The organism is Chitinimonas sp. JJ19 (assembly GCF_036961565.1).
Classification (GTDB): domain Bacteria; phylum Pseudomonadota; class Gammaproteobacteria; order Burkholderiales; family Chitinimonadaceae; genus Chitinimonas.
The window spans coordinates 518,952-530,907 of the sequence record NZ_JBAMDD010000001.1; the positions used below are offsets into that span (position 1 = coordinate 518,952).

Below are 11,956 nucleotides of genomic sequence, written 5' to 3' on the forward strand. Positions count from 1 at the left end.
GCGGGGGTTAGAGCTCGATGATGTGCTTGAGCCATTGTGGCTCGGCATCGCCATCGATCAGTATGGCGTCGAAGCGGCAGGGCGGAACGCGCTTGAGGGTGGCGAGATAGTGCTGGGCAGCCGCCACCAGCCTGGCCTGCTTGCGGGCAGTGATGCTGTCGGCGGCAGAGCCGAAGCGGCCGCTGGCACGGCTGCGCACCTCTACAAACACCAAGGTGCCGCCGTCTTGGCAGATCAAATCGATCTCGCCCATGCGGCAGCGCCAGTTGCGCGCCACGATGCTGACTCGCCGGGCGGCCAGAAAGTTCGCCGCCAGTGCTTCGGCGGCGGCACCTTTGTGCTGGGCCAGCGTGGGCGCGGCCATTATTCTGCTGGCTGGGTCGTGGCAGTGATGCCTTCTTCAGCCGACGGGGCGGGTTCGGGTGGTACTTCCAGCTTGGGTGGGGCAGGGGTGCGCGGCTGGCCGCCCACTTCACCACTCATCAGCTCGCGGCTGAACTGGCGGTTGGCCGAGAGCTTGAGCACACCGCTGACACCCTGGACCTCGATGGCGGCACCGGGGGCAGAAACCAGCAGCAGCAGGCTGAGCCGGTAGGCGTCTATCCCCAGCGCATACAGGCGCTGCATATCGGGGCCTAGCGGCTTGTCGGCCTGCTTGTAGGCCAGTACATCGGGCTGGTAGGGTTCCAGCAGCCAGGGCATGTCCACAAATTTCACGCCCAGCAGATCGACATTGGCGCCGGCCTGCTTGCCAAACTTGCCGCTCCAGACCTGCGAGGTGGCATAGATGGGGCGCTCTGTGCCGATATAGGGGCGTATCAATCTAGCCTTCTTCTGGTCTGCTGCCATGAACAGGGCGTCGGCCCGCAGGGCGGCCACAGTTTCCTTGAGCTTCCAGACGGCGTCCTTGTCCGTACCCAGGGCAATCACATCGGGCGCCTTGCCGGTAAGCAGCTGCCACTCGGCGGTAAACGCCTCGCGCATGCGCTTGGCCAGCAGGCCTTCAGTCTCGATCAGCACCGGCATCTTGCGGCCATCGCGCTGCATATTGCGGGCGATCTGGCGGGTTTCCGCCTCGATGGATAAACCCAGCGCAAACAGATTGGTCGGCGGGGTAATCGTCTCGTCCAGGGTATTGAGCGCCAGTACTGGCACATCCAGCTTGCCAAAGGCTGCCAGCTTGGCAATGGCGCCACGGGTAAGCGGGCCGATGACACCCACGGCCCCGCGAACGGCTGCCTGGCGGTAGGCCAATATGCCTTCCTCGTCACCCGCGCCGGTGGGATAGAGCCTGACCTTGGGGGTGTTGTCATCGCCCAGGCGGGCTTCTGCCGCCATCACACCCTGCCGGACGATATCGGCAGGTGCCGCCAACTGCTTGGAATCCGTTGGCAATATCAGCGCAATATGGGGGCCGGGCGCATCGGCTTCGGCCACTGGCGGGGCAGGCGCAGGCTCCTCGGCGCTGGCAGGGGCCGGAGTGGCAAGGTAGAGTAGTGCCGCTGTTGCCAATATCAGCCTGTGCAGGCTGGGCAAACTGTGCCCCTGGCTGCCTGAGCCTAGCGGGCGTTTTTCATCCCGCCTGGTCTCTTGCAACACAGCAAGGGTGGCAGGCAGCGCCACTGGGGCGCTATTCACTTCAAGGTGAGCAATACCGTGCATGAGGAGCCGTATCCGATAGATCGTCCCGCATTATATGTGGTGGCTACGCCCATCGGGAACTTGCGTGATCTAACACCGCGCGCGCAGGCCGTTTTGGCTGGTGCCGATCTGATCGCCGCCGAGGACACCCGGGTGACCGGGCAACTGTTGAAACACTTTGGCATCGATACCCGCATGATGTCGCTGCGTGAACATAATGAACGCGAAGCTGCGGAGAAGCTGATCGCCCGGCTGGCAGAAGGCCAGGCAGTGGCCCAGGTATCGGATGCCGGCACCCCCGCCGTCAGCGACCCCGGCGCCCGTCTGGTGGCTGCTGTGCACGCCGCGGGCTACAAGGTTGTGCCCATACCGGGCGCATCGGCGTTGCTGGCCGCGTTGGCCGGTGCAGGCATGCAATCGCCCCGGTTCCAGTTCCATGGTTTCCCCGAGCCCAAATCCGGCGCGCGCCGCAAGGAATTCGAGACACTCAAGGACTTGCCGCACACTATCGCCTTCTTCGAAGCACCACACCGTATCGCCGAAAGCCTGGCCGATATGGCTGAGGTGTTTGGACCAGACCGGGTAGCGGTGGTGTGCCGTGAGCTCACCAAGACCTTCGAGACCCTGCGCCGCGCCCCATTGGCGGAACTGGCAAGCTGGGTGGCGGCAGACAGCAACCAGCAGCGCGGTGAGCTGGTGGTATTGGTGGAGTCTGCACCCGAGCAGGCTGCAGACGATGCTGCCAGCTTCGACAGTGTGCTGGCGCCCTTGGTGCGGGAGTTGCCCATGAAACAGGCGGTGAAGCTGGCAGCCGAAATCACTGGCGGCAACCGCAACGCGCTGTACGAGCGGGCCTTGCAGCTAAAGGGTGATTGACCGCAGCGCCCAGCTCGGCCATAATCCGCACCCTCACGACCTGCCCGGGTGGTGAAATGGTAGACGCAGGGGACTCAAAATCCCCCGCCGCGAGGCGTGTCGGTTCGAGTCCGACCCCGGGCACCAGATACTCTTCCTAGGAATTCCTAGGGGGTCCAAAAAACCCGCATCGCTCTCGGCGTTGCGGGTTTTTTTCCTATGCCGTCCGACGGATTCCTTCCCCACTTCCTCATGGCACCTTCTCCGGTTGCATGAGGCCAGTCTCTCAAGTTTTAGCTGGTCCGAAAATCCCCGGGCAGGTCAGAGGGGCCGGGGTGGTGTCCTGGGCGGCCGTACGCCAGCTTAGCCGGGCCAGGGGAATAAAGCTGTCTGGCTCGTAGATAGTCGTGTGGGTCTGGCTACATTGTGCCGGGTCGGCGGCCTGCGGGTTGACCAGGATTTCCTGCAGCAGCCGGTTGCCACTCTACAATGACTACAAAGATCGACGCGCTTCCCACTTGACTCCGTCCAGACTTACAGCGAGCTTACTGATTTTCCATTCTCCCTGAGAGGATTTCAAAGTAAATTTGAAATGCTCTTCGAAACCATCTAGCTGCTTAGTGTAAATAATAGCTTGCTTGTTTGTTTCTTCGCTATTGATAATGACTTGACTGAATTCGGAAGGTGAACTGACTGCAAGAATAGACAGTCTAGACTCACTAAGTCGATTGTTAGCGCCGTCTTCTACGAATTCCTGGAAGATGTCTAGGAGTTCTTTTTTTGACTCGGATTTTTGACTCTCTCGATAGGCATCATCGGACTTGTATTGCTCTGACCGAGTGCGGGCGCGATGCTTACTTTCCCATTCTTTCATGCGAGCCAAATAGCTTTCCACTGTAGTAACTGCGTTCATACTATTCCTTTCTAAGGGCAGGGGTTGTCAAATGTCCTGGTTATGGTTTTGCCGTCAATCCTAGCTTGATACAGAATAGAGTGCGGCCTCGTAGATCCATTGCTATATTGTGGAACAACACGGACAATCACATTCTTTCCCGCTGCGACTTGTTGCGCAATGGATGCTTCAAAATCTCTGAATACACCGCGATTTATATTTGGCGTCTGTGGGAATATGTTACTTTTCCCTCCGCTGCCTCCTAAACGGCACCCGATGGCGTGGCCTGCATCGTCGGTGGAGTTGCCCAAGGTACGGGCATGGTCTCTTGAGCTGGCATTTGTGCTGGTGCCTGTATTGAGATCTTCCTGTCGTATTTTTGCAGTTACGCTTTTAAGCGATCCATTTGATTGATAGCGATATTTTGTTATGGGGTTTTGTCCCCATAAACCCAGTGGATCTATCCAATCAATAGGATTCACGCTGTACTGGTAGGTATTCTCCCTACCCCCCAACCCAATCGGATCATTCGATACAAACCGCCCCACATCCGGATCGTAGTACCGGAATCGATTGTAATGCAGCCCCGTCTCCGCGTCGAAGTACTGGCCCTGGAAGCGCAGGGGCTGCACCTGAGCGTGCTCGAAGGCAGCCGGGTCGGCCAGCTGTCGTGTCTGTGTCGCGCCATCCGCCGCCACACACTCCACCGTGGCGGTATTGCCCCAGGTCTTGTAGCTGGCCTGCCAGACGATATCGCCGATGGCGGCCGTCAGTTCCTGCGGTGTGCCCAGGTGGTCGCACTGGTACCAAGTGATGGTTACCGGATTCAGTGGCTCTGCACCGGGGCTGCTTGCGCCTCCGTTTTTTGCTGCAGGAAGCCCGTATAGTCGAGCGCCAGGCTGTATTCGTAACCTACGGGCAGTTTTAGATCGGTAGCCCTTGGTTTATCCAATCTTCTAATGAATGGGCTACTACCTTAAATGTGCTAGGCTCAAGGTCACCAAGGCCGGAGCTGTAGACGGAGGTCTGAGGGTCGCTGATCTTAATTAAAAACCCCCTTCCTCCACTATCGTCACCTATTAAAAGAAAGCCATTGCAATATTCTTTTATCTCATAGGTCTCATTGCGCTCAATGATATCATCTGTGGAGTAAATTGAAAGGCCTGAGTCTAATAGGAGCCCGTTCGTTATCTTTAAAGCCTCTCGATAGTAAGTAGGCAGGGGGGAGTTTATCGATCTCTCGACCCCATTCAACTGTTCATCAGTTGCACCAATCAGCGTTCTAGGTAGGCTTGGTACGTTGGAAAACGTTATCATGAGAAGGCTCCGATACAGTCGAAATACTTGTAACTCTTCTTAATTGCACGCTGAGCAACTTGCTTTGGTACTCCAGCATCAATCATCTGCTTGTACCCAATATTAAATTCTTGAGCTAGTGTTGTTGATCCCCATCTTCCACCAGGCTGAGCATCTAAAGACCGGCGCATTGCGCGTTGAGCTGCAGATATTTTTGCATGGGAGTTACCGCTGGCAGATGGCAGGAGTACTCCTGGGGCGGAATTTCTGTCGTAGCCGACGATGTTTCTCTCAGCCCATTCATTCTGTACCGGGTGGTGGGATTGAATAAATCCATCATTTCTAATGTTCTGATGCCCTTGCGCTCGATTAGCATTTGGGCTGAGTTCACCGTGTGAACCCGAGTCATGCTTACAGGCGCCCCCGGGTCGAACCGTTAGCCCTAGCGGATCAATCCAAGTTAATGGATTGGGCGCATATTGATACAGATTGACGCCACCCGCCAACCCAATCGGATCATTCGATACAAACCGCCCCACATCCGGATCGTAGTACCGGAACCGATTGTAATGCAGCCCCGTCTCCGCGTCGAAGTACTGGCCCTGGAAACGCAAAGGCTGTATCTGCGCGTGCTCGAAGGCAGCCGGGTCGGCTAGCTGTCGTGTCTGTGTCGCGCCGTCCGCGGCAATCCACTCCACCGTGGCCGTATTGCCCCAAGTCTTGTAGCTGGCCTGCCAGACGATATCGCCGTTGGCGGCCGTCAGTTCCTGCGGCGTGCCCAGGTGATCGCACTGGTACCAGGTGATGGTTACCGGGTTGCGCGGGGCTGCGGGCTGGCCTGCTTGCGCCTGGGCGGTCTGCTGCAGGAAGTCCTCATCGTCCGGTGCCAAGCCGTGCTGCTGGCTATAGGTGGCCTGGGCCTGGTCGAAGAAGGCGATCCGTTGCGCCATCCAGTCGGCAGGCAGGGGAGGGGCCAGGGCGGTGTCCTGGGCGGCGGTACGCCAGCTTAGCCGGGCCAGGGGGATAAAGCTGTCGGGCTCATAGACGGTGGTGTGGGTTTGGCTACGCTGGGCCGGGTCGGCGGCCTGCGGGTTGACCAGGATTTCCTGCAGCAGCCGGTTGCCGTCCCACACAAACCAGGCGCTGGCGCCGGGGGGCGTATGCGCAGGAGCGTCAGTGGGGCTGCCAGCTGGCGCAATCCACTCGCGGCTCTGCCGGCTCATGCGGCGGCCCAGGGCATCGTAGCCGTAGTGGGTTTCGGTGATGCGGTTGGCTTGGCCTGGCCCCTTGCTGCGGGTGGTGGTGGCTTTTACCAGCTGGTGTTCGGCGTTCCATTCCAGTTGCAGCACAGTGCTGTTCTGGCTGCTGCCACTGCGCTTTTCTACTAGGCGGCCATGGCTGTCGTAGCGGTAGCGCTTGTCTTCAAAGACGGTGACGCGGTTGTCCTTGAGCGGGCTGTGGCTGTTGGCCGGCAGCAGGTTGTGGGCGGGGTCGAACTCGAACTGTTCGGCCAGCTTGGGGCCGGTGGTGAAGCGGATGCGGGAGAGGGCGTCGTAGTGGTACTCGGTACGGCCACGGCGGGCATCGTTGATCTCCAGCACCTGGCCGGCGCGGTCGTAGCGCCAGTGGCGGGCGATGCGGCTGCCGTGCTGGGCACCGACACCGACCCGGGGCTGCTGGCCCAGGTTACGGGCGCTGACGCGGTGGTCCAGCAGGCGGCCCATGGTGTCGAGCTGGAACTGGCTGTACAGGCTGCCTTGGCTGCGGCTCACCTCACGGTGCAGGGCATCGCGCTCGATATCGGCGATCAGTTCGCCGTCGAGTTTGATCTGGTGCAGGTGGCCACTGCCATACATCAGCCAGTTGAGGGTACGGCCATCGGGCAGGGTGGTGGCGATGCGGTTGCCCAGGGGATCGTACTGGTGGCTCAGCTGCTGTACACGGGGTTGCCGCTTGCCTTCCTCGTCACGCCAGTGGGTGGTGTGGGTTTCCTGCAGCAGGTTGCCCAGCGGGTCGTACGCGAAGTCGATGGCGGCGTCGGCGTTGCTGGTGCGGCGCAGTTGTCCGGCGGGGTCGTACTGGTAGCGGGTGCGTTGCAGTGCCTGGCCGCTGGCCTGGGTGTGGCGGGCCAGCAATTGGCCCAGGGCGTCGCGCTCGAACCGGGTGAGGATGCTGTCCGGGTGGTGGGCCGGCAGTTCGCGCTGGGCCATGAGCTGGCCGGCGGCGCTGTAGGCGTAGGCGCTGAACTTGCCTTCGAAGTTGGTTTCGGCCACCAGCCTGTCCAGGGCGTCGTACTGGAACTGCCAGGGGGTGCCGTTCTGGTTGATCAGGCCGACCAGGCGGCGGTGGGCGTCGTAGCGGTATTCCAGCCGGCCGCCCAGGGCGTCGATGCGGGCGGTGGGTTGGTTGTCGGCGTCCAGCTCGTAGCGGGTGGCGTGGCCAGCGGTAGCAATTGTGTACCCTCCGACCAGCCGCAGCTATCACAGTGTACCTATCCAGCGAACTCGACTACAAACGGATCGAAATCGGGCGGGGGGCGATCATTGGTCAGGCAAATCCGTGAACTGCCTTTCCAGTCTGGCATGCTGCAGAAACGCCATCATCACCCACAGCATTTCACTGTGCAGCTTCGCCGCCAGCTCATCCTGCTCTCGGCTCATTTCAGGCTCACCATATTCATCCGGCTCGATGACCCAATTCAGAATTCTCGCGATATCCGCCTCGTAATAGCTACTGCCATAAGGCCGCTTGCCATCTATGCATGGCAAGGACGGTTTCTCATCATAGGCATCCACCCACCCCAGCAAACGCAGATGCTCAGGCGTCACGGCAAATGGGAACACATCCGTATCGGGCATCCAGGGCACCGGTGCCATGTCCTCGTAGAAGGTCAGCTCAGCAGGCATCACGTTGCGCACCTGATAAGTACCGGCCGCCAGCGTACCATGCTGGAACAAGCGGTTCGCCAGCAGGCGCACCTCCGTACCAAACTTGATCGCCTGCGCGATCTGCGCTTCGCTCATGTCCTGCTCATGTTGCGCCTCGCCTATCAAGCCCAACTGCCTACCATACCAAGCCAGCGGTTCCGGATCCGGCTCTATGATCCCTGGTGCGCCCAGTTCAACCGGGATCCACAAGGCGCCCAGATTACGGAGCACAGTGCCATGCAAAATTGTTGCAAGTGCCATATTCGTCATTCCTCTTGTGCAAATTTATTGCACAGTCAGTCATCAAATCGTTGTAGATATTCAATCGCCGCTTGCCTTTCACTTGCGTCATTATTGATTGCACCTGGCGGGACATACAGAGAAGCAGGGCGAAATGGCACGCGTATCGGCTTCAGGAATTTTGCCACCGCCCGGTACTGTGGTAACAAATCACCAACCTCCCTATCACCCAGTGCCGGCGCGGACCCGGCCTGGATCAATACGCCCGAGCCGAAGTTGTATACCGGATATTCGGTTTCCGGCAGGCTGGCCCGTAGAGCCGCCATACCACCCAGCTTTTCAAGCAGTTGGTTATCAATCGCATTTAACCAGTTGACACTAGACATGCCACCCAGCAAATTGGAAGTACTTGGCACATAAGCATCCAGGCCAATATGCTGATGAAGCAAAGGATACAATTGTTCAGCACAATCATAGGCTCTTTCCTGCCAAGGGGGCGGAATCAATCCCATCCCTATGGTGCCATGAACAGGTTGAATGATTTCGCATAGCTTTAGCATCAACGGCACAAATTGATAAGGATGCGCGTTGACGCCCCATCCCGTGGGTAGGGTGGCATAGAAGTATCCTAACTCAGGTATATCTGGTCCACGATCGGCCGGCGCGAGTATCGCCAGATTGTGGTGCTCAGCCGTATGGTGATCCTTATGCGTCAACAGAAATGAGAAGCCCTGGCCACGCAATCGTGATAGGCCACGCTCATAGTCGATGCCCTTGCTCGGCACCCCGCGAGTCGGCCTGTCCTCCCAAGCGTATAGCGGTGGTGCTTTGTCACCGCAGGCTTGGCGATAAAGTTCTGCTGCCTGCATCAGCCGCTCCCGTCTTTCCTGCTCGTGGGGGTTTTCAACATACAGGCAGATAACGAAACCTAGCTTGCCGATCAGATAATCATCCTCGGTATAAGGCACTCTCCCCCAAATGGCGACGTTATCCAGATTTTCGGCATGCTGCTTAACCAGTTCAATGGCAATATCTTCCATGTTTCTCCCTTTACAATCCTGCTGCACCCAATACCCGCCCAAATGCTGCAGGTAATGACAATGAAGCCCCTCCAGTCACCACTGCCCCAGCAGCGCCTGCAGCTATTGGCACGACCTTGGCAGCATGCTGATAACCACGATCCTTAATATCTGCCAAACGCTGCGCTGCCGCAGGTACCAATTGCTTTTTGCGCTTGCCATCATCGCAATTGCAATCTTCCTCATCTATACGGACAACCTTTTTATCATTACCTGCAATCTTGACATAGTCTTCCAATTGATTTGGCTGCGCTCTGTCATTTGCAAATTTCATCTCATATATCCGGTCGATATTATCCTGGCTCACCGGCTTATTCGGATTTTTGACGGCAATGATATCAGGGCGCCGCACTAGCGGATTCCTTGCTCGCCCAGCAGCGGCAGCGGCCGCCCGCTCTTCCGCATACTTCTTTGCCAACCCTGTCGTTGCCGAGTGCTTCCAGTGTGCATTATCCCCCCAAACTGCCGGCCTACCGTCGCTATGCAGAATGGCTTTAGGCGGCGTCAGTGTCATATCATGATTGACTTCCGGCACATAGCGCCCGACTTTCACGGTGTCTCGCGCCGCTGCAACCGTATCGGCCACGCAGGATTGATAGGCGTTCTGCAGCACCCCCTCTTTTAATATGGTATTAGGAGAATCGGCACAGCAGCACATTAGCTCGCAAAGCACCTTGCGATCAATCAAATACCATGCTTGGTCAGGAATGACGGGCGCTGGGCAAGGCACCGTAATACCCAGCTCATTCAGCAAGGGGCATAGATTCCCGGTATTGGCCAATACATTCAGTGCTGCCACGCCTGGCGCCATTTGGGCAATACACGTTGATTTGGAAGGCAGTGGTGTTGTCATCAGTTGGTCACCATACTGCCGCGCTGTTGCACGACGCTCCAATAAACAAGGGGCAACTCGCGCATCATTTGGACAATACTGCCTACCGGCGGCAAATCGGTGCGCGCAAAGAAGCGCCGAACAGCTGGTGCCTTGTCAAAGTCGTCACCAAACAGGCATGCCAATGCAGCATAACCCACGATGTCATTCACGTGGCTCAGGCCCAGATCGATAGCACGCTCCGTTGCCAATAACAACTTGGCTTCATGTGCCTGCAATAGGCTGTTTTTTGGCAAGGCACCGGACTGGCACAGTATTCCATGTAAATCCGCCGTACGCTCGGCGTATTTAAGTTTCAGCATGGCCTTTTGTTGATTCCCGCCAATGACTATAAAATTATCCGCCAAACCTATTCCTTTCAAGGTGCCCAAGCTGTTGCGGTAAGACTGATTTCGCCCGTCAACCAATTCAAGGCCTTGGGTGAACTGCGGCGGTATTCTACCCACTGCTGGGGATTTACTGTTTTTGCATAGAATGCATAAATATCCTCCCCAAAAAACTGCGCCGCCTGTTCTTTGCTGGCCGTTGGCAAGAATAATCGCAATATTCTGGCATCGTAATATCTAAAGTAATGCCTGTCCTTGTTTTCATCCAAAACAAACAAGGATTTTTTCAGTTGCAATCTGACTTTTTGCCAATCGGCTGCACCGTCCACAAAAATTGCCCAGTTCAGCTGCCATGCCTGTTCAAGCAGCTCCATCAATGCTGCCGAGTTCTCCCGTAGCTCCAGCAAATAAGGCGCGTATCGCGCCAGTGTGGTGGCCTCCTGCCCAGAATACAGACAGTGCGCGTGTTCTCCCCAGCGGGTAATCAGCTCATATGCTTGTTCACCATGGCTGGCATCCACCACGGCGTAAGGCCGGCCTGAACATCGTGCAAGCAGCGGCAGCAGCTTGTCTGCAGCTTGCCTGGGTGTGGGTAACGTCGGTTCAGCCAGCATGGTTGCCTACCATCCCGCCGCCAGCGCCCGCCGCAGCGCCCAGGCATTTACCCTGTGCATGGTGGCCGATCAACACGGTCGGACAGCCGGCAACAATAACGCCGCCGTGTGCAGTCTTGTCACCCAGGCGTGCTGCCGGTTTTCCGCCTATCAACACGGTAGGCTCACCTTGCACGATGGTATCGACCGGCCCCACGCAGGCTGCTGAATCTCCTAGGCGGGCGGCGGGCAAGCCGCCAATCAGCACGGTGGGGCAGCCGGCTGGCAGGATGGGCCCGCCCACGTGCGGCTTGGGTCCAGGGTCGACCATAGGGCAGGCATGCATATCACCTACACGAGCAGCAGGTTGTCCCATTCCATGCTCCTTAGCTGTTGATCTTGACCAAGGGGGCTTTGATCTCAATGATTGCCGGCCCAATCTTGATAGTGCTGGCACCGCAGGTCAGCACGATTTCGGTATCCGCGTGGATGTGGACCTTCTGTCCGTCCACTTTCAGCGTTTTCTTGGCAAGCAGCGAATAATCACCTGATACGCGCGTCTGCGCATCTTGCTTCACCACCTCTATCCTGTCCTTCATGACCGTGGTGTTGCGGTTTCCTTCCACGTGGCGCTTTTCGTCCTGTTTGATGAGCACTTCATGGTCGGCACCGATTTCTATCTGTGAAGCCTCGCCTATTGTGATCTTTTGGTTCTTCCCAGCTTGAAGCTCGTAGGTCTCCCCCACGGTAATCGCCTTGCTCAGGCCAACCTGCTCCTTCTGCCAAGCAGCCACCAAGGTATTCATGAACGCCCCCACGTTCAGGCTGTAAGCCGCCCCCACGTTCGTCATCTTCGCCAGGCCCACGTTCTCCATCGACGCCAGCGCCACCGTCTCGGTCTTGGCCTTGCCTACCGTGATGCTCAGGTTGTCGCCGATATCGTCAGTCTTGTTGCTGCCTATGCTGATGGTCTCGTTGTCGCCCACCGTTACGGTGCGGTTCTCACCGATGCTGATGGTCTCGTTCTTGCCCACATCCTCCGTGCGGTTGTCCCCAATCGAGATCTTCTCGTTGTGGTCCACCCGCTCGGTGCGGTCGTTGTGCACCGTGATGGTCTCGTTGTTGTCTACCGTCTCGGTACGGTCATGCTTCACCAGCACCGTCTCGTCGTGGTCCACCGTCTTCTTGCGGTCGTGGCCCACCCAGTGGCTTTCA

The 11,956-nt window shown here is 57.9% G+C and carries 14 protein-coding genes and 1 tRNA gene; 2 read left to right on the top strand and 13 right to left on the bottom strand.

Translation table 11 applies throughout. The features are described 5' to 3' along the window. Positions 1–7 precede the first annotated feature (7 nt). Positions 8–364 (bottom strand): YraN family protein, encoded by a 357-nt coding sequence (locus tag V7714_RS02320; protein WP_335387718.1) that lies wholly within the window; start codon positions 362–364, stop codon positions 8–10. Further along, positions 364–1,536, bottom strand: coding sequence for a penicillin-binding protein activator (locus tag V7714_RS02325; RefSeq protein WP_335387720.1), 1,173 nt, complete (start codon positions 1,534–1,536; stop codon positions 364–366). Before V7714_RS02325 ends, V7714_RS02320 begins: the two co-directional genes overlap by 1 nt. Before the next feature lie 162 nt (positions 1,537–1,698). Between V7714_RS02325 and rsmI the strand changes: the two genes are divergently transcribed. Both rsmI and V7714_RS02335 read left to right on the top strand, forming a co-directional pair. Further along, the gene (rsmI, locus tag V7714_RS02330; RefSeq protein ID WP_442890291.1) at positions 1,699–2,517 is read left to right on the top strand and encodes a 16S rRNA (cytidine(1402)-2'-O)-methyltransferase; all 819 of its coding nucleotides are present in this window, start codon (positions 1,699–1,701) and stop codon (positions 2,515–2,517) included. A 42-nt stretch (positions 2,518–2,559) separates the two neighbouring features. Beyond that, positions 2,560–2,643 (top strand) — tRNA-Leu (locus tag V7714_RS02335). A gap of 346 nt (positions 2,644–2,989) precedes the next feature. On the opposite strand, the gene V7714_RS02340 is transcribed toward V7714_RS02335, so the two are convergent. From V7714_RS02340 to V7714_RS02390, 11 genes are all read right to left on the bottom strand, one after another. Continuing rightward, on the bottom strand, positions 2,990–3,409 hold the full coding sequence (locus V7714_RS02340) for an NTF2 fold immunity protein (protein WP_335387724.1): 420 nt from the start codon (positions 3,407–3,409) through the stop codon (positions 2,990–2,992). Between the two features lie 11 nt (positions 3,410–3,420). After that, entirely contained in the window at positions 3,421–4,293 is an 873-nt protein-coding gene (locus V7714_RS02345; RefSeq protein WP_442890294.1) for an RHS repeat-associated core domain-containing protein, read from the bottom strand. Between the two features lie 19 nt (positions 4,294–4,312). Further along, entirely contained in the window at positions 4,313–4,705 is a 393-nt protein-coding gene (locus V7714_RS02350; protein ID WP_335387729.1) for an SMI1/KNR4 family protein, read from the bottom strand. Then, a complete protein-coding gene (locus V7714_RS02355) occupies positions 4,702–6,957 on the bottom strand; it encodes an RHS repeat-associated core domain-containing protein (RefSeq protein ID WP_442890275.1) in 2,256 nt (751 codons plus the stop codon). Before V7714_RS02355 ends, V7714_RS02350 begins: the two co-directional genes overlap by 4 nt. A gap of 267 nt (positions 6,958–7,224) precedes the next feature. Continuing rightward, positions 7,225–7,872 carry a hypothetical protein gene (locus V7714_RS02360; RefSeq protein ID WP_335387731.1) on the bottom strand — a complete coding sequence of 216 codons (648 nt, stop codon included), beginning with the start codon at positions 7,870–7,872 and terminating at the stop codon, positions 7,225–7,227. A 35-nt stretch (positions 7,873–7,907) separates the two neighbouring features. Beyond that, a complete protein-coding gene (locus tag V7714_RS02365; RefSeq protein ID WP_335387734.1) occupies positions 7,908–8,891 on the bottom strand; it encodes a type VI immunity family protein in 984 nt (327 codons plus the stop codon). Between the two features lie 10 nt (positions 8,892–8,901). Then, positions 8,902–9,783 carry a VRR-NUC domain-containing protein gene (locus V7714_RS02370; protein WP_335387736.1) on the bottom strand — a complete coding sequence of 294 codons (882 nt, stop codon included), beginning with the start codon at positions 9,781–9,783 and terminating at the stop codon, positions 8,902–8,904. Beyond that, on the bottom strand, positions 9,783–10,169 hold the full coding sequence (locus V7714_RS02375) for a hypothetical protein (RefSeq protein ID WP_335387738.1): 387 nt from the start codon (positions 10,167–10,169) through the stop codon (positions 9,783–9,785). The genes V7714_RS02370 and V7714_RS02375 overlap by 1 nt, the downstream gene beginning before the upstream one ends. 11 nt (positions 10,170–10,180) lie before the next feature. Continuing rightward, positions 10,181–10,762, bottom strand: a complete 582-nt coding sequence (locus V7714_RS02380) for a DUF4123 domain-containing protein (protein WP_335387740.1) — start codon at positions 10,760–10,762, stop codon at positions 10,181–10,183. After that, a complete protein-coding gene (locus V7714_RS02385) occupies positions 10,752–11,117 on the bottom strand; it encodes a PAAR domain-containing protein (RefSeq protein ID WP_335387741.1) in 366 nt (121 codons plus the stop codon). The genes V7714_RS02380 and V7714_RS02385 overlap by 11 nt, the downstream gene beginning before the upstream one ends. 10 nt (positions 11,118–11,127) lie before the next feature. After that, positions 11,128–11,956 (bottom strand): bacteriophage T4 gp5 trimerisation domain-containing protein (locus tag V7714_RS02390; RefSeq protein ID WP_442890279.1); only part of this gene is annotated, 829 nt, incomplete at its 5' end.

What these genes read in the sequence shown, in the direction of transcription:
- V7714_RS02385 (WP_335387741.1), bottom strand. Translation starts at nt 11,117, where the DNA reads ATGGGACAACCTGCTGCTCGTGTAGGTGATATGCATGCCTGCCCTATG.
- V7714_RS02370 (WP_335387736.1), bottom strand. Translation starts at nt 9,783, where the DNA reads ATGACAACACCACTGCCTTCCAAATCAACGTGTATTGCCCAAATGGCG.
- V7714_RS02320 (WP_335387718.1), bottom strand. Translation starts at nt 364, where the DNA reads ATGGCCGCGCCCACGCTGGCCCAGCACAAAGGTGCCGCCGCCGAAGCA.
- V7714_RS02350 (WP_335387729.1), bottom strand. Translation starts at nt 4,705, where the DNA reads ATGATAACGTTTTCCAACGTACCAAGCCTACCTAGAACGCTGATTGGT.
- V7714_RS02365 (WP_335387734.1), bottom strand. Translation starts at nt 8,891, where the DNA reads ATGGAAGATATTGCCATTGAACTGGTTAAGCAGCATGCCGAAAATCTG.
- V7714_RS02360 (WP_335387731.1), bottom strand. Translation starts at nt 7,872, where the DNA reads ATGGCACTTGCAACAATTTTGCATGGCACTGTGCTCCGTAATCTGGGC.
- V7714_RS02340 (WP_335387724.1), bottom strand. Translation starts at nt 3,409, where the DNA reads ATGAACGCAGTTACTACAGTGGAAAGCTATTTGGCTCGCATGAAAGAA.
- V7714_RS02380 (WP_335387740.1), bottom strand. Translation starts at nt 10,762, where the DNA reads ATGCTGGCTGAACCGACGTTACCCACACCCAGGCAAGCTGCAGACAAG.